The 24,474-nt window shown below is 73.0% G+C and carries 20 protein-coding genes and 1 other RNA gene; 9 read left to right on the top strand and 12 right to left on the bottom strand.

The window, feature by feature from the left end; genetic code table 11:
* From AB0G50_RS18385 to AB0G50_RS18365, 5 genes are all read right to left on the bottom strand, one after another.
* Complete coding sequence (locus AB0G50_RS18385) at positions 1 to 603, bottom strand: hypothetical protein (protein WP_360109528.1); 603 nt, start codon at positions 601 to 603, stop codon at positions 1 to 3.
* Entirely contained in the window at positions 603 to 2,537 is a 1,935-nt protein-coding gene (locus AB0G50_RS18380; protein WP_360109525.1) for a hypothetical protein, read from the bottom strand. The genes AB0G50_RS18385 and AB0G50_RS18380 overlap by 1 nt, the downstream gene beginning before the upstream one ends.
* Positions 2,534 to 5,290, bottom strand: coding sequence for an ATP-binding protein (locus AB0G50_RS18375; RefSeq protein WP_360109609.1), 2,757 nt, complete (start codon positions 5,288 to 5,290; stop codon positions 2,534 to 2,536). Before AB0G50_RS18375 ends, AB0G50_RS18380 begins: the two co-directional genes overlap by 4 nt.
* A gap of 82 nt (positions 5,291 to 5,372) precedes the next feature.
* The gene (locus tag AB0G50_RS18370; protein WP_360109522.1) at positions 5,373 to 5,855 is read right to left on the bottom strand and encodes a hypothetical protein; all 483 of its coding nucleotides are present in this window, start codon (positions 5,853 to 5,855) and stop codon (positions 5,373 to 5,375) included.
* Positions 5,856 to 5,859: 4 nt separating this feature from the next.
* A complete protein-coding gene (locus AB0G50_RS18365) occupies positions 5,860 to 6,138 on the bottom strand; it encodes a hypothetical protein (protein ID WP_360109519.1) in 279 nt (92 codons plus the stop codon).
* A gap of 384 nt (positions 6,139 to 6,522) precedes the next feature.
* Here AB0G50_RS18365 and AB0G50_RS18360 point away from each other — a divergent pair, with 384 nt between their 5' ends.
* Positions 6,523 to 6,867 (top strand): hypothetical protein, encoded by a 345-nt coding sequence (locus AB0G50_RS18360; protein ID WP_360109516.1) that lies wholly within the window; start codon positions 6,523 to 6,525, stop codon positions 6,865 to 6,867.
* Positions 6,868 to 7,115: 248 nt separating this feature from the next.
* On the opposite strand, the gene rnpB is transcribed toward AB0G50_RS18360, so the two are convergent.
* Positions 7,116 to 7,502, bottom strand: an RNA gene (rnpB, locus tag AB0G50_RS18355) — RNase P RNA component class A.
* A gap of 221 nt (positions 7,503 to 7,723) precedes the next feature.
* Between rnpB and ssuE the strand changes: the two genes are divergently transcribed.
* The gene (ssuE, locus tag AB0G50_RS18350; RefSeq protein ID WP_360109513.1) at positions 7,724 to 8,281 is read left to right on the top strand and encodes an NADPH-dependent FMN reductase; all 558 of its coding nucleotides are present in this window, start codon (positions 7,724 to 7,726) and stop codon (positions 8,279 to 8,281) included.
* Between the two features lie 4 nt (positions 8,282 to 8,285).
* Here the strand turns inward: ssuE and AB0G50_RS18345 are convergent, their stop codons facing one another.
* The 5 genes from AB0G50_RS18345 to AB0G50_RS18325 all read right to left on the bottom strand — a co-directional run bounded on the left by AB0G50_RS18345 (position 8,286) and on the right by AB0G50_RS18325 (position 13,004).
* Positions 8,286 to 9,404: a bifunctional RNase H/acid phosphatase gene (locus tag AB0G50_RS18345; RefSeq protein ID WP_360109510.1), complete on the bottom strand. Its 1,119-nt coding sequence runs from the start codon at positions 9,402 to 9,404 to the stop codon at positions 8,286 to 8,288.
* Positions 9,401 to 10,138, bottom strand: a complete 738-nt coding sequence (locus AB0G50_RS18340) for a C4-type zinc ribbon domain-containing protein (RefSeq protein WP_360109507.1) — start codon at positions 10,136 to 10,138, stop codon at positions 9,401 to 9,403. Before AB0G50_RS18340 ends, AB0G50_RS18345 begins: the two co-directional genes overlap by 4 nt.
* Positions 10,135 to 11,280, bottom strand: a complete 1,146-nt coding sequence (locus AB0G50_RS18335) for a Nif3-like dinuclear metal center hexameric protein (RefSeq protein WP_360109504.1) — start codon at positions 11,278 to 11,280, stop codon at positions 10,135 to 10,137. The genes AB0G50_RS18340 and AB0G50_RS18335 overlap by 4 nt, the downstream gene beginning before the upstream one ends.
* Positions 11,277 to 12,314 carry an Rv2231c family pyridoxal phosphate-dependent protein CobC gene (cobC, locus tag AB0G50_RS18330; RefSeq protein ID WP_360109501.1) on the bottom strand — a complete coding sequence of 346 codons (1,038 nt, stop codon included), beginning with the start codon at positions 12,312 to 12,314 and terminating at the stop codon, positions 11,277 to 11,279. Before cobC ends, AB0G50_RS18335 begins: the two co-directional genes overlap by 4 nt.
* A 222-nt stretch (positions 12,315 to 12,536) precedes the next feature.
* Positions 12,537 to 13,004, bottom strand: coding sequence for a hypothetical protein (locus tag AB0G50_RS18325; protein ID WP_360109498.1), 468 nt, complete (start codon positions 13,002 to 13,004; stop codon positions 12,537 to 12,539).
* A 54-nt stretch (positions 13,005 to 13,058) separates the two neighbouring features.
* Between AB0G50_RS18325 and AB0G50_RS18320 the strand changes: the two genes are divergently transcribed.
* From AB0G50_RS18320 to AB0G50_RS18305, 4 genes are read left to right on the top strand one after another with little or no spacing between them, the layout of a single operon-like run.
* Positions 13,059 to 13,514, top strand: a complete 456-nt coding sequence (locus AB0G50_RS18320) for a low molecular weight protein-tyrosine-phosphatase (RefSeq protein ID WP_360109606.1) — start codon at positions 13,059 to 13,061, stop codon at positions 13,512 to 13,514.
* A complete protein-coding gene (locus AB0G50_RS18315) occupies positions 13,511 to 14,335 on the top strand; it encodes a fructosamine kinase family protein (RefSeq protein WP_360109495.1) in 825 nt (274 codons plus the stop codon). Before AB0G50_RS18320 ends, AB0G50_RS18315 begins: the two co-directional genes overlap by 4 nt.
* 7 nt (positions 14,336 to 14,342) lie before the next feature.
* A complete protein-coding gene (locus AB0G50_RS18310; RefSeq protein WP_360109492.1) occupies positions 14,343 to 14,906 on the top strand; it encodes a DUF1349 domain-containing protein in 564 nt (187 codons plus the stop codon).
* Between the two features lie 16 nt (positions 14,907 to 14,922).
* Positions 14,923 to 15,732, top strand: coding sequence for an SURF1 family cytochrome oxidase biogenesis protein (locus AB0G50_RS18305; RefSeq protein ID WP_360109489.1), 810 nt, complete (start codon positions 14,923 to 14,925; stop codon positions 15,730 to 15,732).
* Positions 15,733 to 16,768: 1,036 nt separating this feature from the next.
* Here AB0G50_RS18305 and AB0G50_RS18300 read toward each other — a convergent pair.
* Positions 16,769 to 17,755, bottom strand: coding sequence for a cobalamin biosynthesis protein (locus AB0G50_RS18300; protein WP_360109486.1), 987 nt, complete (start codon positions 17,753 to 17,755; stop codon positions 16,769 to 16,771).
* A gap of 51 nt (positions 17,756 to 17,806) precedes the next feature.
* Between AB0G50_RS18300 and AB0G50_RS18295 the strand changes: the two genes are divergently transcribed.
* From AB0G50_RS18295 to AB0G50_RS18285, 3 genes are read left to right on the top strand one after another with little or no spacing between them, the layout of a single operon-like run.
* Entirely contained in the window at positions 17,807 to 19,285 is a 1,479-nt protein-coding gene (locus AB0G50_RS18295; protein ID WP_360109483.1) for a DUF2397 domain-containing protein, read from the top strand.
* Positions 19,285 to 20,457 (top strand): TIGR02678 family protein, encoded by a 1,173-nt coding sequence (locus tag AB0G50_RS18290; RefSeq protein ID WP_360109480.1) that lies wholly within the window; start codon positions 19,285 to 19,287, stop codon positions 20,455 to 20,457. Before AB0G50_RS18295 ends, AB0G50_RS18290 begins: the two co-directional genes overlap by 1 nt.
* Positions 20,454 to 24,470, top strand: a complete 4,017-nt coding sequence (locus AB0G50_RS18285) for a TIGR02680 family protein (protein ID WP_360109477.1) — start codon at positions 20,454 to 20,456, stop codon at positions 24,468 to 24,470. Before AB0G50_RS18290 ends, AB0G50_RS18285 begins: the two co-directional genes overlap by 4 nt.
* Positions 24,471 to 24,474 lie beyond the last annotated feature (4 nt).

Genomic DNA, 24,474 nt, shown 5'->3' with positions numbered 1-24,474 from the left:
TCAGGCCACCTTGTCGAACTGGTGCACGCGCCAGCCCTCGGGGAGCTTGACGACGGTCAGCACGAGCTTGCCATTCGACAACGGCACTTCGAACTTCACCGAATCGGTGACAGAGCGGACGGGTTTGATCTTGTCCTTGATCACTGCGGGTACGTTCGCAGGGTCGATTGAGTCCAATCGGGGGAAGAGTTCCTCCGAGGTGTACTTCTTCAGGTCCGCCAACCACTTCTCCTTGGTGGAGACCCCGGGCTTGAAGCTCCCGTAGACCTCCACCCAGAGCTCGGCGGTCATCTGGGCGTCGGCGGGCACCGCGACCGTGGGCCCCGACGCGGTGGGCGGCGGCGCCTTGGTCGGCTGCGGCGTCGTCGGACCGGTCGCGGTGGGCAGCACGCCCACCTGGGTGCCGGTGGTCGTCGCCGCGGCGCCCTGCTGGGTCCGCGGCCCGGCCGGCGCGCCGAGCACCCGCGGCAGCACGAAGCTGATCGCCAGCACCAGCGCGGTGAACACCACGATGGTGATCACGAGGTGGCGGGGCGAGCGCAACGGCCAGCCCCAGAGTCGGCGGTACACCGCGGCCCGGCCGCGGTTGGTCCTGATCGGCATCAGCTGTCCCTGACTTCCAACCCGCGTGACGGCCGGTAGATCACGTGCACCTGCCGGCCCGCCACGACCTCCGTCTCGGCCCTGCGCGGGCCGGGCACCACGGGGTTGTCCGCGATGCGCTGGAAGCCGTGGTTGGCGCGCGAGGGCACCAGGACCGCGTCGTCGGACCGGTCCCAACCGCGGTCGTGCTGCGCCACGTCGGCGAGCCTGGTCCGCCGGCCGGCGGGCAGGGCCGCGACCGCCGGTCCGCCGCCCGCGGGCAGTGCGGCCCGGGGCGCGGTGGACTGGGACCCGCCGATGGCCGACAGCTCGCCCGCCGAACCGCCCGCCGAGCCGCGGTCCAACCGCTGCGCGGTCGCGACCACCGGGTTGTTCGCCTCGGGACGCACCCGCCGCCGGTCGCGCTGCGGCACCTCGGGTCCGTCCGGATCGGTGTCCCGGACCTGCTCCCAGAACTCCTCCTGGGGCGTCGGCCCGGCGTCCTTCTTGCCCCGGAACCGGGACAGCAGGCCGCCGCGCATCGGCAGGGCGTCGCTCGCGCTGCCCACCGACATCTCGACCATCTGCCACATCCGGCGCAGCGGTTTGCCGATCATGAAGCAGACCAGCGTCAGCATCAGCCCGAGCAGCGTCCTGGTCAGCAGCGACAGGCCCGTCGCGCCGAAGATCGCCTGGAGCAGCAGCGCGTGCGTGCCCGCGAGCACCGCCAGCACCAGCACGTTGAACACCGTCACGGCCGCCGCCCGGCCGACCTTGCGCAGCAGGTCATGGTGGATCAGCGCGACCAGGCCGATCAGCGGTCCGGCCAGGGTCAGGATCCGCAGCAGCAGCTGGGCCAGCAGCACCGCGGCCTTCGCGAACAGCTGGAACAGCGAGAACGCGACCGCCTGGAGCAGCGACAGGAAACCCGCGCCGGTCCGGCCGCCGTCCGCGCCGGTGAAGTAGCCCTGGGTCGGGCCGAGACCCTTGTAGATCTCCTCGTACTGCTTCTTCTTCGCGTCGAGCGCCGCCTGGTCGCCGTCCTTGTGGTCGGCCAGCTCCTGCACCGTCCACGCCTGCGCGGCCAGCAGCTTCGGGCCGAACTCGGTCGCCTGCGGCGCCTCCGGCGAGCCGAACTCGCCGCGCAGCCAGCTCTGGTAGACCACCGAGTCGTGCAACCGGGTCGGCAGGACGTCGAGTTGGTCCTTGCCCGCCTCGACGTCCACGAAGCCCGCCTGGATCTCCGAGGTCCTGGTCACCAAGGTGCTGTCCAGGAAGTCGTAGAACTGGGGCAGCGCCAACGTCGAGGTGGCGAGCCACATCGCGGCCAGCGCCCACATGCCGCGCTTGCTGATCGCCGCCAGGTCGCCGTTCCAGATCTGGCGGAACATCAGCACCGCCAGGATCAGCGCCACCAGCCCGAACCAGCGCAGGTAGACGTTGTCGTAGACCTTCTGCACGCCCGAGCGCACCGCGTCGTCCAGCGGCTGGAGCAGACCCTGGCCGACGACCGTGTAGTGCAGGGCGTTCGTCGCGCCGACGATGTTCTTGCCGGCGTTGAACAGCTCGTTGCCCATCCACGTGTCGATCACCGCGGTGGTGTCCGGCAGCTTGACGCAGTCGGTTTGGTAGGCGTGCCACACCATGCCCGCGTACCCGTAGGTCAGGTACGGGGTGTCCTTGGCGCCGTTGCCGATGGGCGGGTCGATCGCGCCGACCATGCCCGAGCCCGGCCGTTCCGGGTTCGGCACGTCGCAGGTCGCCGCGTTCGCGGTCGGCGCGCCGATGACCGCCTGGAGGAGCACGATCGACACCACGCCCGCCATCGCGGGCCAGCGGACCCGGTTGCGAGGAGTCCTCAACTTCCCGGGGTTCCCCTGGAGAGGGCGCTTAACCCGCCGACGCGCGAAAACCACGAACGCGACGCACGCCGCGGCCAGGAGGAGGGTGCTCATGCCGCACCTTCCCGGCCGTTGCGGCGGTTTCCTCCCTCACCGTGGCTCGACTCGACCAGGTCGTCCGTCAGCCCGACCTCCAGGTCGGCGGCCAACTCGTCGTCGTACTCGTCGGTGAACTCCTCGGCGTAGGCGAACGGGTCCTCCGGCGGCGAGGAGACCTCGCCGGTCTCGCCGGAGTCCGCGCCCTCGCGCAGCGCGTCGGGCGTGGTGTCCAACGAGTTGCGCAGGTGCTCCAGGTGCGGCCCGGAGAAGTCGATCCGGATCCGCTCCACGCCGCCCGCGCCGTCGCCGAAGATGAACTGCCGCGGCGCGCGGTCCCGCTCGACGGTGTTGCGCACGCCGCCCGGGCGCCGCCCGAGGCTCGCCACCACCTGCTCGTAACCCGCGCCGATCGGCACCTTCAGCAGCCGCAACGCGTCCGCCTGCGCCTGGTCGTCGTCCAGCCGGCCGACGAACACCGAGTCGAGCAGCGCGACGAAACCCTGGATGCGCAGGAAGTCCGCCGGGATCTGCGAGGACAGCAGCACCCGGACGTTCCACTTGCGGGAGTCGCGGGCGAACCGGTTCATCAGCACCCGGCCCGTCGGCACCTCGGACAGGAAGAACGCCTCGTCGATCCAGACGCCCTTGCGCAGGTCCTTGGGCCGCTCGTAGATCGAGCGCTGGGTGAGCCAGGCGGCCAGGTTGAGCATCTCCACGCCCAGCGCCTCGGCGTCGGTCCAGTGCTCGCGGCCGACGCCGTCCTTGGGCAGGTTCAACCCGGCCATGGTCAGCACGGTCAACCGGTCGTCGCGCGCCTCGTTGTACGGGTCCGCGTCCTGCTCGGGGATGAGCAGCGACATCCGCTCGCGCATCTCGTCCAGGAAGTCGGCGACCACCACCGCGTGCTCGTGGTGCTCGGAGGCGTCCCGGCGCAGCGCCTCGAAGACCTGGCCGGGGTGCGCGTCCGGCCGGCCGCCGACCGTGCGGACCGCACGCAGCAGCACGATCCGGGTTTGCGGCAGTCTGGCCACCTCGAAGGGCAGCAGACCGGTCAGCACGTCGAGCACGAGCCGGCGTCGGGTCGCCGCGGCCAGCGCGCGCTCCCGCCGCCAGGTGCGCTCCGGGTCCTCCTCGTCCAGGTAGTGGTCGAGTTGCGGCTCGGCCACCACGCGGTACGGGTTGAGGATGCCCGGCTGGGCGTTGAGCAGGTTGATCGGCCGGGCGTACGGGCGCAGCTCGGGCAGCTCGCACAGCGCGGCCAGCGGGCCGGACGGGTCGAGCAGCGTCCAGTGCGCGCCGGCCCGCAGCGTCTTGTAGACGATGCCGCCGCCCAGGAACGACTTGCCCGCGCCCAGGCCCGCGACCATCGCGGTCAGGCCCGAGGCGTCCCGGAGTTCCTGCGCCATCCACGGGTCCCACGCGACCGGGCGGCGGGTCGCCGTCACGGTCTCGCCGAGCAGGATGCCGCGGCGGTCGCCGACCTCGGCCGTGGCCGTGGGCACCGCGGAGGCCGCCCACAGCACCGAGCCGCGGCGCAGGTACGCCGACGCGGACAGCGGCTCACCGGGGATGAACTCCCGGGCGATCGCGTACTGCGCCTCGGGGTGCTCGATCGCGACCTTCGGCTTGTAGAGGTCCAGCAGCAGCTGCGCGAGCCGCAGCGCGTCGCGCTCGGTCGGGCCGGACACCGCGAGCCGCCACCACGAGCGCACCCGGGTGCCCAGCGCGGTGAAGCCCGAGGTCATCTCGTCGTCGATCTCGAGCACCCGGCCCGCCTGGCGGGCCAGCGACTGCGGCGGTTCCAGCTCGTGCTCGTCGGTGTAGTGCCTGACCTGCGAGCGCACCTTGTTCATCTGGCGCTGGAGCTCGCCGGACACCTCCTCGGGCCGGCGCACGTAGATCCGGGCGGACCACTCGACCGAGGCCGGCAGCCGGTCCGCGCGCTGCACCCACGGGTCGTCCACCTCGGGGATCTGGAGACCGTGCATCAGGCCGACGGTGAGCACCGCGACGTGCCGGCGGATGCCCGCGTTGGAGCCGGTGCGGCCCCGGACGGTGACCGTCGGCGCGTACGGCTCCTGGTGGAAGTCGGCGGCGTCGGTGAAGCTGGCCAGGTCCTCGGGCTCCCACGGCGCGCCCGGGACGGCAGGCAGGTTGCGCGGCGCGGGGAGACCCAGCGAGCACGACCGGTGCATCAGCCACGACATCTCTTCGGCCGTCGCCGGCCTGCCCTCGAGCCCGGCGGAGCCGATCACCTGGTCCAGGTGGTCGACCTCGGACTCGATCGCCACCAGCTCGGCGTCGACGGCGTCCGGGAAGACCTTGCGCAGCACGGGGGCGGCCCGTTCGACGGCCCGGTCCATCATGTTGCGGGTTTGCACCTGGACGCCGAGGTAGACCTCCTTCTCGGCCATCGACCGGCCCATCAGCTGCTGCTGCTCGCCGACCATGTAGTCGTCGAAGCTCAGCGTGCCGGGGGTGTCCGGGAGCCTGCGCACCGCGTTGTGCACGTGCGCCTCGGCCCACATCCGGATCGGGTAGGGCCTGGTCGTCACCCGGAGGTGCATCCAGCGGCCCTGGAGCTCGGCGTACTGGCCCGCGATCGCGGCGATCAGGTCCTGGCGCTGCGAGTCCGACCGGAACGACCAGCGCTGCGGCGCGAGCCGGTACCAGGCGTAGACCTCCTGGCCGGTGCGCAGCAGGTGACCGTCGATGGAGCGGGCGGAGATCGACGGCGTGTAGCTCGGCATCGCCTGCTCGCCCGGCAGGCGGCGCCCTCGCTTGCTGTAGACCTTGCGGTCCTGGCTCGCGGCGGCGGCGTGCTGGGCGACGTGCGTTGCGGAGCGACGATCACGGTCTCGCCGGCGTCCGAACACCGCGAACCTCCTTCTTACGGCGAGCTGGCCTGCGGTCCTGGGATCGGGTGGCGCTCGCCGCGCGTTTCGCCCCCTTCTTCTGCTTCACGCGCTTGCGGGGGCGCTCCCGGCTGACCCGGATGCGCGCCGCGCTGGCGGCGCCGCCCCGGCTGTCGGTCTTCTCCCGCGGCGACGTCAGCTCGCGCACCCACATGGTCATCACGGCGCCGAGCGGTCTCTCGTGGCTGATCCGCGCGCAGATGAAGCGGGTGAGGATGATCGTCGCCACGAAAGCCCACGCCGTGCTGAAGAACCCGAACCCGATGCCCATCTGCCGTTCGACGGTCATGACCAGCAGGAACACCACGATCCCGACGCCCCAGGCCACGTAGCGCGCGCGCCACGGGAAGGTCGCCTTGGGCGGGCCGAGCCAGACGGCGTCGACCCGGTAGACCTCGTCGTCAGTGCGTACCCGCAAAGGGTCACCCGCCGGTGAACAGGCCGGCGATCCACGAGCCGATGTTCGAGCCGGCGTTCGTGGTCACGGCGAGGCCGATGATCGCCAGGGCGATGATCACGCCGCCGAGACGGCGCATCACGCCCGCGTTGTCGCCCTTGCCGCCACCGAGCCAGAGCAGGAGCAGCGCCACGGTCAGCAGGAGAAGCGGCACCAGGTTGTCCAGAATCCACTGGCGCACGCCTGTTGTGCCGACTGCCGGCGTCTGTTGCTGCGCGAGTGTTACCAGGGTCATGGCGGTCATCTCGTACTCCTGGGTACGCAGGACTTCGCCGGGCGGGCCGAGGGGTGCCCGTCCGGTTCGTGCGTCATCGAGTAGAACACGTCTTCGTCACGAGGTGTATCCGTCGGTGAGCGGTCGGTAGATCATCAACCGTTCCCCTGTGGCTAGATTACGTCTAATCTGACCACAGTCATCATGGTTCGAGGCGAAGCGGTGGTGAACCACCGAAGCTGGATTCTCCCGATTGCGAAGGCAGTTCACCCGACTGCGAACCCCCTGGTCACGCACGGTGTGCACGACCTCCGGCCCCCTGTCCGTCCAGCGCTGCCCAATGACCCGTTCGGACCTGACGGCTGCCCCGAACGGCCCCGCACCCCGGAGCTACCCGGCCGAGGAGACCCGCACATGACCCAGCCGCCCGAAACCGCGCCCGAACCGACCGCCGGAGTGAACGAGATCACCGTGGCCGTCACCGTTTCGGGCGATGATCAGGTTACCGGTGGCGGGCGCGCGTCGGGGCGGCGGGTGCAGCGGACGGTCAACTTCGACCAGGAGGTGCTGGAGCGGGCCCGGGCCGCGGCCACCTACCTCGCGGCGTACGAGGCCGACGCCGGGGTGCGGAGCCTGGCGGACATCGTGAACCCGGCCGTGGCGGCGTACGTGGAGGAGTTGGAGCGGCGGTACAACGGCGGGGAGGCGTTCCGGCCGGTGGTTCGGATGCCGCCTGGGCGGCCTGCCAAGAGGGCTTGAGGGCCGGCGGGTGTGGGACGGTTCGCAGCGGTCTGTGAGGTGCTGAGGGGTGTGCCCCGTCGGGGTGGCGCGTTCATGGGTGGGGATGGGCGGCTTGAGGGTGGTGCGGGGTGTGGGGGACGGAAGTTCGCTTCGCTCCTTTGGGGAGTGCGAGCCCGGGCGGCGGCCGTTGGCCAGGTGACTGGGGGCTGTACGGGAGGTTGCTGCGCTCCTCCGGGGGTTCTTCGAACTCGCTCGCTCGTTCGAAGGGGATGAGCCGGCATATAAGCCGGATTCTGTGCCGCCCGCGAGCGGGCGGTGGTGGCCATCCATCTAGGCCCGTCGTTGCCGGCGGGCTCGTGCGGCCTACCCGCAGGCATCGGGCGGGCAGCCCTCGAACGCCTGCGCAGGCGCCTGGGCGCCCTCTTGGCCTTGCTCCGGGTGGGGTTTACCTAGCCACCCCTGTCACCAGGGGTGCTGGTGGTCTCTTACACCACCGTTTCACCCTTACCCCGGCCGGAGCCGGGGCGGTCTGTTCTCTGTGGCACTGTCCCGAGGGTCGCCCCTGGTTGCCGTTGACAACCACCCTGCCCTGCGGAGTCCGGACTTTCCTCGGCGGCAGACATTCCTGCCGACGCGGCCACCCCGCCGACTCATCCCAGGCGGGAGTTTAGCCGACCACGTCCCAGGACGTGGAACCAGGTGCCCGAATGCTTGTCGCGATCCGGGCACGGCTGTTCTACTCGCAGCATGGCAGGAATCGGGGGATTGACCCGCCGCCGCTATCTGGACTTCGGCAGGACGGCGGCCGACATCTGTCGCGGCCGACATTTTATCTCGTAGTCCGAGCTATAACCGAGAGAGGCGTCGGCCGAGCATGTCCACCATTCTGACCATTTCCGGCAGTCCTTCGCCCGCGTCCCGCACGGGCATCGTGGCGGCGTACGTCGACGACCTCCTGCGCGCCGCGGGCTACGACGTGCAGACCCTCAACGTGCGACGACTGCCCACGTTGAGCCTGCTCACCGAGGACCTGCACGACCCGGAGATCGCCGACGCGGTGAGCGCCGTGCTGCGCGCCGACGGCATCGTGGTCGCCAGTCCCGTTTACCGCGCGGCCTACAGCGGTCTGGTCAAGGCGCTGCTCGACCTGCTGCCGAAGAAGGCGCTGCGCGGTCGGGTCATCCTGCCGCTGGCCACCGGCGGGTCGCAGGGTTTCCTGGTCGCGATGGATTACGCGCTGAACCCGCTGCTCGCGAGCAAGGGCGCGGACAACGTGCTGCGCGGCGAATTCGTGCTGGACCCCGACATCGTCGGCGACGCCATCGCGCCCGCTTCCGCCGAGGCCATCGACGCCGCGGTCGAGCGGTTCGTCCGAGCGGTCGAGGACACCCGCGACAAACGCCGCCGGACGCACCTGCGCCCGGCGGTGTGAGCCGCTACGCCAGGTGCGACGTGTCGTTGACCAGCCGGACGGACGCGTGCCCGTCCGGGTAGAACTCGACCACCGACAGCGACGCCAGGTCCAGGTGCAGCCGGAACAGCAGTGACGGACCCACGTCCAGCGCCATCCGCAGCAACGACTTGATCGGCGTCACGTGGCTGACCACCACCACGTTCCCGCCGCCGTGCCGGGCCAGCAGCGCGTTGCGCGCCCGCCGCACCCGGTGGTGCACCTGGTCGAAGCTCTCGCCGCCCGGCGCCGGCACCGACGGGTCGCCCAGCCAGCGCGGGTGCACCTCCCGGTCCCGCTCCGCCGCCTCGGTGAAGGTGAGCCCCTCCCACGCGCCGAAGTCGGTCTCGATCAGGTCCTCGTCCACCGCGACGTCCAACCCGGTCGCGCCGCCGACGGCCCGCGCCGTGTCCAGCGCCCGACCCAGCGGCGACGACACGATCGCCGTCAACCCCTCGACCTTGCCCAACCTCCGGGCCGCCGCCTCGGCCTGACCGCGACCGAGTTCGGTGAGCGCGGGGTTGCCGCGACCGGAGTACCGGCGGGCCGCGGACAGCTCGGTCTGACCGTGCCGCAGCAGGTAGAGCCGGGTGGGCTCGCCGCGCGCGCCGGTCCACGACGCCGGTGAGGCGGTGTCCGCCGCGACCTTCGCCGACGCCTTCGCCGGTTCCGCGACCTCCGCCGACCCGGCGGGCTTCGCGACACCCGCCTGCTCGTCCATCGCGAGGTTCGCCAACCGGTCCGCGTCCTTGTTGCGCTCGCGCGGGATCCACTCGTAGCCCACCCGGGAGAACCCGGCGGCCACCTCGCGGGCCCGCGCGGCCAGCGGCTTCATCGACGGGTGCTTCACCTGCCAGCGGCCGGACATCTGCTCGACCACGAGCTTCGAGTCCATCCGCACCTCGACCACCGAGGCGCCCAGCTCGGCCGCCGCCTCCAGGCCCGCGATCAACCCGCGGTACTCGGCGACGTTGTTGGTCTCGCGGCCGATCCCGTCGCGGCGCTCGGCGAGCAGCTCGCCGGACTCGGCGAACACGGCCGCGCCGTACCCGGCCGGACCGGGGTTGCCCCGCGACCCGCCGTCGGCGTAGACGACGACCTTCACCGGCCCGGCTCGCCCAGCCGCACGAGGATCGCGCCGCACTCGTCGCACTGCACGACCTCGTCGGACGCGGCGTCCTTGAGCTTGCTCAGCGTGCTGCGGTCCAGCTCGATCCGGCACGCGCCGCAGCTGCGGGTCTGGAACGTGCCGGCGCCGATGCCCTTGTGCAGCCGCACGCGGTCGTAGAGGGCGAGCAGCGGCTCGGGGAACTGCTTGGTCATCAGCGACCGGTCGGCGCTGCGCTTGGCCTCGGTCGACTCCAGGTCGGCGAGCGCGCTGTCCCGGCGGCGGGCCGCGTCGGACAGCGCCTCCTGCGCCTTGTCCAGCTCGACCCTGGCGTGCTGGACGTCGGCGTCGACGGCCTCCCGGCGTTCCATCAGCTCGAGCAGGTCGTCCTCCAGCGCGGAGCGGCGACGGCCCAGGGTGGCCAGCTCGTGCTCCAGGTCGGACAGCTGCTTCGCGCCGACCGTGCCGCCCTGGAGCAGCTTGCGGTCCCGCTCCTCGCGGGCCCGGACCTGGTCGATCTCGGTCTCCTGGCGCTTGACGTCCCGCCCGAGATCGCCCGCGGTGGTCTCGATGGTGGTCAGCGCGTCCTGCTTGGCCCGCACCGACTTCTCCGCCTCGGCGATCTCCGCGATCTCGGGCAGCGTGCGGCGTCGGTGGGTGACGCGGGACAGCTCCGCGTCCACCTCGGCGAGGGCGAGAAGCCTGCGCTGCACGGCGGGATCGGCTTTCACTTGTGCGGTCCTCCAGATTTGGTCGTCGCGCCGACGGTCCACGGGTCGGTCCGACGGGCGGAGACGAGTGCCTTGACGGTACCGCCGAAGGCGGTGGTCACGACGCCGGCCGCCTGGCCGCACCACGGCCACTCGCCGGCCCAGTGCGCCACGTCCACCAGGGCGGGTCCGCCGGCGGCCAGGTGGTCACCCGCCGGGTGGTGCCGCAGGTCCGAGGTGACGTAGGCGTCGACGCCCGCCCGACGGGCCGCGGCGAGGTAGCCGTCGCCCGATCCGCCGCACACCGCGACCCGCCGGATCGGCCGTTCGGGGTCGCCCGCCGCGCGGACGCCCCACGCGGTCGCGGGCAGCGCGGCGGCCACCCGGTCCGCGAACACCCGCAGCGGCTCGGGCTCGGGCAGTTCGCCGATCCGGCCGATGCCGGTGTCACCCGGCAGCGCGGCGATCTCGTTGAGGTTGAACGCGACCTCTTCGTACGGGTGCGCCGCGCGCAGGGCCGCGACGACGGACGCGCGCAGCCGCCGGTCCAGCACGATCTCGATCCGGGTTTCGGCGACCTGCTCCAACTCGCCCAGCGCGCCGATGGTCGGGTTCGCGCCGCCGACCGGGCGGAACCGGCCGGTGCCGTCGACCACCCAGGCGGTGTCGCGGTAGTCGCCGAGCGTGCCGGCGCCGGCCGCGTGCAGCGCCGCGAGCACCGCCTCGGCGTCGGCCCGCGGCACGTACGTGGTCAGCACGTCGAGCTCGCGATCGGACGCGGGGGTGAGCGGGCCGGTGACGGTCAGACCCAGCGCCTCCGCGAGCGCGTCGGACACGCCCGGGTTGGCCGCGTCCGCGTTGGTGTGCGCGGTGAACAGGCCGATCCCGGTGCGGATCAGCCTGTGCACCAAGGCGCCCTTGGGGTCGTCGGCGGGCACGCCGGTCACCCCGCGCAGCAGCAGCGGGTGGTGCGCGACCAGCAGTTGCGCGCCCACCTCGACCGCTTCGTCCACAGTGGACTGCGTGACGTCGACGCAGAACAGCGCGGTGGACACCGGTTCGGCCCGGTCGCCGCACACCAGCCCCACCGCGTCCCAGGACTCGGCGGTGCCGGGCGGGTAGACCGCCTCCAGCGCCGAGACGACGTCCCCCAGTGTGGTCACCGCTCCTCCAACACGACTCGCAGCGCGTCCGTCAACAGGTCGAACTCGGCGGGCGGGCGGACCGCCACCCGCAGGTGGTCGGTGGTCAACCCGGGGAAGGTGTCGCCGCGGCGCACCGCGATCCCCTTGTCCCGCAACGCTTCGCGCACCCGTTCCCCGTCCGGCACGCGGAGCAGCAGGAACGGCGCGGCCGGCGGGACCACCACGTGCGGGCGCACCAGGTCGTAGGCGTACCGGGTGTGCCCGGCGACCTCCAGCGCGGCGCGGGCGGCCGACTCCAGCGCGGCCGGCTCGCAGCACGCCGTCACCGCCTCCAGCACCAGCGAGCCGACGGGCCACTGCGGGCGGTGCCTGCCGAGCCGGGCCAGCAGGTCGGGCGCGCCGAGCGCGTAGCCCGCGCGCAACCCGGCGAGACCCCAGGTCTTGGTGAGGCTGCGCAGCACCAGCAGTCCGGGCAGGTCCAGGCCCGCCACCGACTCCGGCTCGCCGGGCACCGCGTCCATGAACGCCTCGTCCACCACCAGCACCCGGCCCGGTCGGGTCAGCGCGGCGACGACCTCGGCCGGGTGCAGCACGGACGTCGGGTTGGTCGGGTTGCCCAGCACCACCAGGTCGGCCTCGTCGGGCACCAGGTCGGGCGCCAGCCGGTAGTCGGGCGCGGGCAGCGGCACGTGGTGGACCGGCACGCCGGCGTCCCGCAGCGCCACCTCGGGCTCGGTGAACGACGGGTGCACCACCGCGGCGAGCCTCGGGCGCAGCGACGGCAGCAGCGCGAAGCCCTCGGCCGCGCCCGCCAGCACCAGGACCTCGTCGGGCCGCCTGCCGTGCCGGGCCGCGACGGTGCTCCGGGCGCGTTGATCGGCGGTGGCGGCGGGGTAGGCGCCCAGGGTGTCCAGCGCGGCGACGAGCCGGTCGCGCAACCAGGGCGGCGGTGCCGGCACCCGCACGTTCACCGCGAAGTCGGCGAGGCCGGGCGCGGCGTCCACGTCGCCGTGGTGGCGCAGGAGGTCGCGGTGCGGATCCGGGCTGGTCATCGCGGCGAGTCTAGGCGATCGGAGGAGCGCCCCCGGTCGCGGTGGGCGGTCCCTACAGGACCGACGCGGCCACCGCGAGGAACACCACGAGCAGCGCCGCCACGAGGTGCCAGGGCAACGGCGCGCGGGATTGTCGCGCGGTAGCCGGGAACAGTGGCTCGGTCACATCGCCCTCCCCCGAATTGCATTACAGCTATTTCTTCGCTTTCGTCCGTTCGAGCGTTACCCCTGGTCCGACTCGTCACGGCGGCGGAGGGTGTCATTGACAGCGAGTAGCAATTCCGCGCGTTCGAGGCGTTCTTTCTCCCTCTTTCGACTATTCCGCACCAGTGCGGAGACGTCCTGCGCGCGATAGCCGACCGCCTCGGTGTGGAAGCCGTCCTCGTACCACCACCACGTCCGCGGCCCCAGCCGCGCGACCCGCACCGGCTCCTCGCGGCGGCGCTCGGCCAACTCCCGGAACCCGGTCACCGGCGTCGGCGGGCAGCCCGTGCCGAGGAAGAACGCGCGACGGCCGAACAGCGGGCCGCGGTCGTGCAGGAAGCCCGCGTTGGGATCGGCGCGCAACTCCGACGTCGCCGCGCCCGCGCCCGCGGCGGCGAACGACGGTGTCGGCGGACTTCCGACGCGCAGCAGCGAGAAACCGGCGAGCGCGGCCACCACGGCCACCGCGAACCACACCAACGACACCGAAGACCCCCACGAACGTCCGGGTCAGAGCCGGCAGACTCCCCCGCCGTGACCCTGCACGTGTCGTTCGTCTGCACCGGCAACATCTGCCGCTCCCCGGTGGCGGCGATCATATTCCGCGAGCACCTCCGGCGGGCGGTACCGGGTGACCTCGTGACCGTGACCAGTGCCGGCACCGACGGCTGGCACGTCGGCGACCAGGCCGACCCGAGGTCGCGGAAGTCGTTGGCGGACAACGGTTATCCGACCGAGCACACGGCCGCCCAGGTGGCCGACGAGCACCTGTCCGCCGACCTGCTGGTGGCGCTGGACTCCGGGCACGCCCGCGCGCTGCGCCGGCTGGTGGCCGACCCGGACCGGGTGCGACTGCTGCGGTCGTTCGACCCGGACGCCGACGGCGTCGACGTGCCCGACCCGTACTACGGCGGGGCGAGCGGGTTCGCCGAGGTGGTCGTGATGGTCGAGGCCGCCGTGCCGGGGCTGCTCGACTGGGTGCGCGAGCGGCTGTGACACCGCGGTCGGTGGCGCTCGCGCTGACCGGGGTGGCCGCCGCGACGACCCGGCCGCTGGGCGGCGAGGTGCACGAGGTCGGGTTGGCCGACGGCGACGTGGTCGTGGTGAAGCGGCACCCGGACGCGGCCGGCGCGGCGGCCGAGGCGGCCGGGTTGGCGTGGTTGGCGGTACCGGGCGGGCCGCCGGTGCCGCGGGTGCGCGGGACGTCCGGGCGGTGGCTGGGCGTCGACCGGGTTCCGGTGGGCCGGCCGACGGTCGAGGCGGCCGAGGAGTTCGGGCGGGCGTTGGCCGTGCTGCACCTCGCGGGCGCGGAGGCGTTCGGCGTGCCGCCGCCCGGCGGGCCGGTGGAGGCGACGATCGGCGCGGCCCCGATGCGCAACGTCGCGGCGGACTCGTGGGCGCCGTGGTTCCTGGAGCACCGGATCGCCCCCTACACGCGGTCGGCCGTGGACGCCGGCGTGTTGACGAGCGCCGAGGCGGCGCTGGTGGAGCGGGTCGAGGTGGCGGCGCCCGAGGAGCCGCCCGCCCGGCTGCACGGCGACCTGTGGCGGGGCAACGTGCTGTGGGGGACCCGCGCGTGGCTGATCGACCCGGCCGCGCACGGCGGGCACCGGGAGACCGACCTGGCGATGCTCGCGCTGTTCGGGTGCCCGCATCTCGATCGGGTGATGGGCGGCTACGCCGACGTGGCGCCGCTCGGTGCCGGGTGGCGCGCGCGGGCGCCGTTGCACCGGCTGTTCCCGCTGCTCGTGCACGCCGTGCTGTTCGGGCGGGGTTACGCGGAGCAGGCACTGGAGGCCGTGCGGGCGCTGCCATGATGGCCGCATGGGGATCCACGCGTTCGACCGCGACGACTGGCGCTGGCTGAACGAGCCGTCCCGGTGGGCGGTGGCGGGCGGGCTGACCGTGACGACCGACCCGGACACCGACTTCTGGCGCACGACGCACTACGGGTTCGTGCGGGACAGCGGGCACGTGCTCGGCGTGCCGGTGGTGGGCGACTTCTCGCTGGAGGCGTCGTTCGGGGCGGACTACGCGGCCCAGTACGACCAGGCCGGGATCGTGCTGCGGGCCGACGAGCGGAACTGGATCAAGTCCGGTGTCGAGCTGGTGGACGACGAGTACCAGGTCAGCGCGGTCGTGACGCGCGAGGTGTCGGACTGGTCGGTGGTCGCGGCCGGCCGCGCGGAGCGGGTGACGATCGCGGCGGCGCGCGAGGGTGACACGGTGACCATCCGCTACGGCCTGGGCGAGGCCTCGGCGACCACCATGCTGCGCCTGGCGTACTTCCCGCCCGAGGCGCCGGTGTTCGCGGGTGTGATGGCGGCCGCACCGACGGGGCCCGGTTTCACCGCGCGGTTCGACCGGGTGCGGGTCACAACGGCGTAGGGCTTACCGTGGTCGGGTGCGGTTGAGGTTCCTGTTGCGACCCGGGTGGCTGGCGTTGACGTTGGCCGTGTGGGTGTTCGCGGGCGCCTGCTACGCGCTGCTCGCGCCCTGGCAGTTCGGGCGGGACGACGAGCGGTCGGCGCAGAACAACGCCGTTCTCACGTCGCAGCGCACCGAGGCCGTGCCGGTGACGTCGGTGCTGGGTCGGCCGAACTCGGAGATCGAGTGGCACCGGGTGACGATGACCGGGCGGTACCTGCCCGCGGGTCAGGCCGTCGCCCGGCTGCGGACCGTGCAGGGCGAGGCGGCGTTCGAGGTCCTGACGCCGTTCGCGCTGGCGGGCGGGCCGGTCGTGCTGGTGGACCGGGGGTACGTCCGGCCGGTGAACGGCATCAAGGTGCCGGCGCTGAAACCGGTGCCGGAGACCGAGGTGACCCTGACCGCGTGGGTCCGCGCCGGTGAGCTGGACAACCGCGACGCGTTCGAGCAGGACGGCCATCGCCAGGTGTACGCGATCAACTCGGCGGTGGTGGGCCGCGCGGCGAACCTGGACATCCGCCCGGGCTACTTCCAGTTGACCGACGGCTCACCGGGAGTGGAGGAATCCCTCCCCCTGCCCATCCTGGAAGCCGGCCCGTTCTTCTCCTACGCCCTCCAGTGGATCGCCTTCGGCACGATGGCCTTGGCGGGTTGGCTCTACTTCACCATCCGGGAAGCCCGCCCCGGCGGAGCCCTGACCACCGATCCCCGCCCCACGAAGCGCAAGTCGGTGGCCGAACTCCTCGCCGAGGACGACCACCACCCCGCCCCACCGGTCCACACCTGAGCCGGTCCCGCGGGACCTCGCGCTCCCGGCACCTCTGTATCCCGGCACCTCCCGCTCCCACCCCTCGCGGTCTCACCGCCTCACACGCGAGGCCTAGCGGTTGTCCGATCGCCGGATTGTTGAACAACAGAACCACTCAACAACGACATGGGGCACACCCAGGATTGTCGAACAACAACATCGTTCAACAATCGAACAACCCACCTGAAGTCCACCCAAACCCACCAGCCGCGCCCCGCCCAGCCCCAACCCCCAACCCACCGACCGCGTCGCCCAGCCCAGCCCCAAGCCCCCGCCCAGCCCAGCCCCAACCCGCAGCCCTAGTCCCAGGCCAAGCCCCAAGCCCCCGCCCAGCCCAGGGCCTTGCCCTGCTCAAGCCCCCGCCCTAGCCCGACCCAAGCCCCCACCCCGCCCAACCCCGCCCAGCCCAGCCCAACCCAGGCCAACCCAACCCAGGCCAACCCAGGCCAGGCCAGGTCAGGTCAGGTCAGGTCAGGTCAGGTCCGAGCCTCGCCCGACTCAAGCCCCAAGCCACAAGCCCCGGCTCCCGACCCGAGCCCTGCTCTGCCCTGGCCCAAGCCCCGGGCCAAACGCCGACCCTCGCCCGGCTCAGGCCCCAAGCCCCGACCCTCGCCCGGCTCAGGTCCCAAGCCCTGGCCCTCGCCCGACTCAAGGCCCAAGCCCCAAGTCCCGCCCTAGCCCCGGCCAAGTCCCAGTCTCAGCCCAGCCCCAGCCTCAGTCCCCGGCCCCGGCCCCGGCCCCGGCCTCAGTCCAGTCCCGGCCCAGTCCCGGCCTCAGTCCCGGCCCCAGCCTCAGTCTCGACCCCGACCCCGACCCCGGCCTGGGCCTGGGCCTGGGATCGTTGGCGCCGAGGATTGTGTGGTTGTTGAACAACCGGACGATTGAGCGATTGGACAGCTCGGCATGGTGGCCTGAGGGTGTCTCGCGCGGGCCGGATCATCGTAGGTGCCGAGGATTGTGGGATTGTTGAACAATTCGGCAACTCTACGATCCGGCGATTCTATGATTCTACGAGTTAGCGCTGCCTCGAAGTCGCGCCGGCGCGACGGGAACGGGACGGGGAACCGGAGCGGGGGCGGAAGAGGGCCAGGGCGGCGGTCAGGGCGGCGGCGGTGCCGCCTACCACTCGGGAGAGTTCCACCGCCCTCGTCACGTGGCCGGCGTCCGGGTTGCGGCCGTGGCCCAGGACGGGGCGGTCTTCGGCGCCGTGGGAGTAGACCGTGCGGCCGCCCAGGCGGATTTCCAGGGCTCCGGCGAAGGCCGCCTCCACCTGGCCCGCGTTCGGGCTGGGGTGGGCGTTCGCGTCACGGCGCCACGTCGTCCACGCCTCGCTCGCCGACCCGCCGACCACCGGCGCGCCCGCGGTCGTCAACAACGCCGCCAGCCGCGACGGCACCAGGTTGGCCGCGTCGTCCAGACGGGCCGCGGCCCACCCGAACCTCCGGTACCGCGCGTTCCGGTGCCCGACCATCGCGTCCAACGTGTTCGCCGCCCGGTACCCCAGCAACCCGGGCACCCCGGCCACCGCGCCCCAGAACAACGGCGCCACCACGGCGTCCGACGTGTTCTCCGCCACCGACTCCACGGTCGCCTTGGCCAACCCGAGGGTGTCGAGCTTCGCGGGCTCCCGGCCGCACAGGTTGGGCAACCGCCGCCGCGCCGCCTCGATGTCGCCGCCGTCCAGCTCGCGCCCCATCGACGTGCCCTCGTCGGCCAGCGACGACCCGCCGAGCACGACCCACGTCGCGACCGCCGTCGTCAGCGCCTCCAGCACCCGGGACCGCCGCGACACCCGCTCGACCGCCACCCCGGCGAGCACCGTGCCACCGACCAGCACGGCCGTGTGCACCGCCCCGGACACCTGGTGATCGCGGTAGACCCGCCGTTCCAACGCCGCCGCCGCCCGGCCGAATCCCGCTACCGGGTGAAACCTCTTCGGGTCGCCGAGCACCGCGTCCGCGGCCACGCCCAGCACCAACCCCACCGCGCGTCCCACGCTCACACCGGCACGGTAGCCCGCGCCCGGAGGCACCCCGCACTAGGGTGGCCCACCGTGGAACCAGCCCGCCTGAAGCTCTACGCCTACCTGGACGCGCGCGACCACCAGCGCACCTACCTGGCGATCATGCGGTTGTTCACGTCCACCCTGCTGGCGGACCTGTCGGCGGGCGAGGTGGCGGGCGCGCTCGCGGGCGCCGAGCGCGAGGGCCGGGTCGACCAGGGCGAGTCGCGCATCGAGAACGTGATCAACCGGCTCCGCCAACTGGTCGAGTGGGGCAACCTGGTGCAGGGCAGGCGCGAGGTGGTCGCGTCCAGCATCGCCGAGTTCCAGCACGGCAGCGTGCGCTACCAGGTGAGCAAGCTGGCCGTCCGGGTGCAGCGCGACGTGGACGAACTGCTGCGCGTCCCCGAGGGCGCGCGCGAGGTGTCCCGCGAACTCCTGCCCGCCGTGCAACGGGGTTTGGGTCAACTGGGCCAGTCGCTCTCGGCGGCGCTGGTCGGCGGTGGTCGGCGGCCGCGCGAGGTGCTGGCCGAGCAGGTCACCACGGTGTTCCTCCAGCACGCCGAACTGGCCGCGACGGTCCGCGACTTCTACGCCTACCTGGGCCAGGTCGTGACCCGGCACCACCTCGCGCCGGACGAGATCGCCGGGTTCCGCAACCTGCTGGTCGAGTACATCCAGATGGTCGTGGAGGACGTGCTGCGGCACACGCCCGCGATCGCCGACGCGCTCTCGAAGCTCACCTCCGCCCGCGCCGAACTCCTCGGCCTGCTGGGCCGCGCGGACCTGGGCGACCGGGTGGAGCGCGCCCGCGGTCGTTCGGCGGAGGACTGGCGGGAGCTGACCGACTGGTTCGTCGACCGACCGGGCCGGCCGAGCCAGGTCACCGCGCTGCGCGACGCCACGGCCCGCGCGATCGGCTCGCTGCTGGCGGGCGTGAAACGCGCGACCTCGGGCGGCGGCCTGCTCCCGGGCCGACGCGCCGAATTGCTGAAACTGGCCTCCTGGTTGGACTCCGCGACCCGCGGCGACGCGCACACCCTGTACGCGGCGGCGTTCGGGCTGCACCCGTCGCGGCACCTCTCGCCCGCGCCCGAGCACGACAGCGACAACGAGCGCACCCCGTGGCGGGACGGCCCGGTGGTCGACGTGCAGGTCAGCGTGCGCGGTCGCGGCGACCGGGGCGCCCGCGCCCGCACGTCGCGGATCCTGGACGACCCGATGACCGAGCAATCGCTGCTGGCGCAGGCACGGGAGGCCGACGAGCGCCGGGCCGCGTCGGTCGCGGAACTCGCCGCGGCGGCACCGAACCTGGACACCACCACGCTGTCCGGCGAGGCGCTCGGCGTGCTGTGCGAACTGCTCACCCTCGCCATGGCGCAACGCGACGGCACGCGGGACCCGGGTTCGGCGACGGACCCGGTGCGCGGCCTGCGGGTCACCGTCGAGCACTCGGCGGGCAGGCACACCCGGATCACCTCCGCCGCGGGCACGTTGACCCTGCACGACTCGACGCTGGTGCTCGACTGATGCCGGTGGAGGACCTGTCCGAGATCGACGCGCAGAACGTGGTCCGCTGCGCGCGCACCCTGCTGCGCCGCCCGTTGCTGCGCTCCGACGGCCCGGACGGCGAACTGCTGACCCTGGTCTACCGGCACCGCGCCGCGCTCCAGGACCTGTTCGCCCGGCTGCTCGGCTACCGGCTCGTGGTGGAGCGGCGCTACGCCCGGCTGTACAAGTCGGGTCCGGGCCACGACGACTCGCGCGGCGCGAACGCGTTGTCCCCCAGGGGTTACGCCTACCTGGCGCTGACCCTGGCGGTGCTCACCGGGGTGGGCAGGCAGGTCCTGCTGTCCCGGCTGGTCGCGGACATCCGGTCGGCCGCGGCGGAGGCGGGCGTGCCGGTCGTGGACGACATGACCGATCGCCGCGCGCTGACCGCCGCGCTGCGCCACCTGGTGGGTCTGGGCGTGCTGCACGAGACCGAGGGTTCGGTGGACGTGCAGGCGGAGGCGCTGATCACGTTCGACACCGACCTGCTCGGCCACCTGCTCGCGGGTCCGGTGGCCGAGGCGACGAGCCCGGAGCACCTGGTGGCGCTGGCCGCCCGGCCGGGTCCGCGCGGGGTGGAGCACGCGGTGCGCCGACTGCTGGTGGAGAACCCGGTGGTGCGGTACGCGGACCTGCCGCCGGACCAGGCGGAGTGGTTGCGGCGCAACCAGCGCAGGGAGTCCGCGCTGCTGGAGTCGTCGTTCGGGCTGCGCACGGAGTGCCGGCTCGAGGGCGTGCTGGCGTCCGACCCCGAGGACTACCTGACCGACCTGTACTTCCCCGGCACGTCGACGGTGGCGCGGATCGCGCTGCTGGCGCTGCCGGAACTGCTGTCCGGCGAGCCGGACGCGGACGGACTGCACCCGGTGGCGCGCGAGGCGCTGCTCGCCGAGTGCGAACGGCTGGTGCTCGACCACCCGACGGCGTGGTCGAGGCAGTTCACCGACGACCGGGACCGGTTGGCCGACGAGGTGCTGGAGCTGTTGCGCCGCATGGGACTCGCGGTGTCCACAGCGGACGGTTGGCGGCTCGCGCCGACCGCGCACCGCTGGTGCCCGGAACCGGACGGCGTGCCCGAGCGCGAGGCGGACCGACCCGAACCCGCGCCCGAGCCGCCGAGCTGGTCGCTTTTCGACGAGGAGAACGCGTGAACAGGTGGCGGTTGCACCGCGGCGGCATCGTCAACGTCTGGCAGTACACTGAGCAGGAGTTCGACTTCTCGGGCGGCCGCGCGATCTTCCAGGGCACCAACGGGTCCGGCAAGTCGCGCACCCTGGAACTGCTGCTGCCGCTGTGCCTGGACGGCGACCTGCGGCAGGTCGGCTCCAAGGGTTTCGACACGGTGAGCCTGCGCCGGCTGATGCTGGACGACTACGACGGCGGCCCCAACCGGATCGGCTACGCGTGGGTCGAACTCACCAGGGGCGACGACGAGTTCCTGACCTGCGGTCTGGGCGTGAAGGCGTCCAAGACCTCGCAGGCGATCACCGACTCGTGGCGTTTCGTCACTCCGGAACGGGTCGGCCACGACTTCTTCCTGGTGGGCGCCGAGCGCACGCCGCTCGGCCCGACCCAGCTGCGCGACCTGATCGGCGCGGACTGCGTGCTCGAGGAAGCCGCGTTCCGGGCCAGGATCGCCGAGACCGTCTACGGCGTGCCGGCCACCCGGTACGGCGACCTGCTGCACCTCCAGCGCACGCTGCGCAACCCGGACGTCGGCCTGAAGGTGTTGGAGGGCCAGCTGGAGCAGATCCTGTCCGACGCGCTGCCGCCGCTGGACCCGGCGATGGTCGAGCAGCTCGCGACCTCGTTCGACGACCTGGAGTCGATCCGGGAGAACATCACCCGGCTGTCCGCCGCCGACGTGGCGCTGGGCACGTTCCTCAGGACGTACTCGGACTACGCCCTCGGTGGTCTGCGCACGGCCGCGGACAAGCTGACCGCGGCCGAGGAGGCCGTGCGCAAGCTGGAACGCGCGTCGACCAGGCTCCGGGTGTCGCTGGACGAGGCCGGGGCCGAGCGCTCCGCCGCCGAGTCCGCGCTGGAGGCGTTGGAGAACGGCGAGCAGCAGGCCGAGGACACCATCGGCGCGCTCAAGGAGCTGCCCGCGTTCCGCGACCTCCAGGACCTGCAAACCCGCGAGAAGCTGGTGCAGGAGAAGCGTTCCTCGGCACTCGCGGCGCTGGACGCGGCGAGCAGGCAGCGCCTCCAGGAGGACGGCGCGGTGGACGGCGTCCTACGCCTGCTCCGCCGGTTCGCCGACGATCTGGCCACCGCCGAGGACCTGGTGGAACCGCTGCGCCACCACCTGCGCACCGCGGGCCTGGACCCGAACCTCGCGCCGGAGATCCCTCGACTGTCCACTGTGGACGCCTCCACCCGCACGGACCCGGTGCGCGCCAAACCGGATCCCGAGGCCGACCCCCTGCCGATCGAACGCCGGGTGCCTCCGCCCCCGCCCGAGCCGGACCTCGCGCCCGTCGTCGCCCGAACCGCCGAGATCGCCTCCACCGCGCGCCGACGCGGCGCCCTGGCGCTCGCCCTCGGCGACCAGGCGACCGCCCTGGACGAGGCCGCCCGCCGCGTGGACGCGCTCCGCCAAACCGCCCAGGACGCCCGCCACACGGCCACCGAGGCGGTGGCCCGGCGCGAGCAGGAGGCCACCGAGCTGGCCGAGGTGACCCTGACGTGGCTGGACGAGGTGCGCGCGTGGCGCGCCCAGGGTCCGCCGGCGGACACCGAGTTCGCCCTGCCACCGGCGATCGAGCCGACCGGCGCCCGAGCCCTGGCCACCGCGGCCCGCCAGTGGATCGCGCCCCACGTGGCCCGGGCCCGCGAAGCCGCCCACACCGCCGCCGCCCGCCGCGACGACCTGCACGCCACCATCGACACCCTCGACGCCGAACTGGCCACCCTCCGCGCCGGCACCTCCCAGGCACCCGACCGCGGCCGGTTCACCGCGGCGGACCGCGACCCGGCCACCGGCGCCCCGTTCTACCGCCTGGTCGACTTCCGGTCCACAGTGGACGAACAGACCCGCGCGAACGTCGAAGCGGCCCTGGAGGCCTCCGGCGTCCTCGACGCCTGGGTGGGTCACACCGAGTCCGACGACGTCCTCGCGACCCCGCTCGCCCCGGTGACCCCGTCCCTGGACTCGATCCTGACCCCGGCCGTGGAACCGGGCTCACCGGTGTCCCCGGACCTGGTGGCCCGCCTGCTCTCCTCGATCTCCCTGGCGGACACCGACACCCCGGCCGCCGCCTCGATCGGCGTCACCGGGAGCTCGGGCGGGTGGCGATCCGGCGTCCTGACCGGCCGGTGGCACAAGGCCAGGGCGGAGTTCATCGGCGCGGGCGCCCGTGAATCGGCCAGGCGACGCCGCATCGCCGAGCTGGAGGACGACCTGGCCCGCCGGCGGACCGAGGCGGGCACCGCCGAGTCCGACCTGGCCGCCGCGCACGGCGTGGTCGACCGGTGGGAGTCCCACCTCCTGCGCTTCCCGCCGGATCGCGACCTGGTGGCCCGCCAGGGTCGCCTCCAGGCCGCCCAGGAAGCCGCGGACCGGCTGACCCGCCGCGCCGAGGACCTCCGCGCCGAGGTGGACACCGCCCGGACCCGCTCCGACGCGAGCCGCGCCGAGGTGGTCCGGCACGCCGCGGAAGCCGACCTCCCGGACACCTCGGAGGGCCTGCGCCAGGCCAGGGAGTCCGCCGCCGAGGCCCAGCGCACCGCCGACCGCCTGGGCGACGTCCTGCGCCGCCAGTGCGCGGGCACCCTCGCCGACCTGACCGACGCCACCCACCGCCACCACTCGGCCGTCGAGGACCGCGTGGCGGCGGAGGCCGACGCCGAGGCCCGCTGCGTCGACTACGCCTCCCAGGCCGCGACCCTGGCCGAACTGACCGACGCGATCGGCGGCGAGGCCAAGGAGATCGCCACCCAGCTGGCCGACCTCGAGCGCTCCCGCCAGGACATGCGCACCGAGCTGAAAGCCGTCCGCGAACGCGTCGCCGCGGCCCGCGAGGAAGCCGCGACCCTCAACGCCCGCCTGGAGAACGCCGCGGACCAGCTCCGGGAGGCGCAGGACACCGCGAGCCGAACCCTGGCCCGGTTCACGGAGGCCGTGCACGCGCCGGGCGTCCTGGCCGCGGCCCTCCCCGACACCGACCCGACCGTCGAGGAGGTCCGCGCCGTTCTGTCCACATCGGACCGACGCGCCGCCACCGAACCCACCGTGATCACCCGCCTGCAAGCCCTGCAAACGGCGTTGGCCGGCAGCCACGACATCGCCGCCGAACAGCACGCGGGTCTGCTGACCGTCACGGTGACCGGCGAGGAGGGCGCCCGCCCGGTGGCCGTGGCGGCGAAGCGGGTGACCGCGAGGTTGACCGAACAGCGGGGTTTCCTGGACGAGCGCTACCAGGGCATCTTCGCCGACTACCTGATCCGGGACCTGGCCGAGTGGCTCCGCGGCCAGATCGCGGTGGCCGAGGACCTGTGCAAGCGCATGAACGACGTGCTGGGCCGGGCGAGGTCGAGCCAGGGCGTCCACGTGAAGCTGTCCTGGAAACCCACCGCGGCCCTGGACGAACCCACCCGGGACGCCCTGGCCCTGGTCCGCCTCCCCTACGCCGACCGCACCCCGGACCAGGACACCACCCTGCGCCGCGTGTTCACCGAGCGCATCGAGTCCGAACGGGACTCCCACACCGGCGGCTACGCCGAGATCCTGGGCCGGGCCCTGGACTACCGGACCTGGCACCAGTTCACCGTCACGGTGGCCGACACCGGCCCCGACAACGCGCCCCGGGAACGCCGGCTGCGCCAACTGTCGTCCGGCGAGACCCGGCTGATCTCCTACGTGACCCTGTTCGCGGCGGCGGCGTCGTTCTACGACGCGGTGAGCGACGACTTCTCGCCGCTGCGCCTGGTCCTGCTGGACGAGGCCTTCGAACGCCTGGACGACCCCACGATCGCCAGGATGCTGGGACTCCTGGTGGACCTGGACATGGACTGGGTGATCACCTGGCCGAGCGGCTGGGGGGTGTCGGACAGGATCCCGAAGATGCACATCTACGACGTCCTGCGCCCCAAGAACGGTCGAGGGGTGGCCTGCACCAAGACGACCTGGGACGGCGCGACCCTGGACCGGGTGGACCCGTAGGCCC

Origin of the sequence: Actinosynnema sp. NPDC020468 (genome assembly GCF_040642015.1) — a bacterium.
Classification (GTDB): Bacteria; Actinomycetota; Actinomycetes; order Mycobacteriales; family Pseudonocardiaceae; genus Actinosynnema.
The sequence above is the reverse complement of the archived record's forward strand: the minus strand, read 5'-3'. Positions and strand labels throughout refer to the sequence as shown.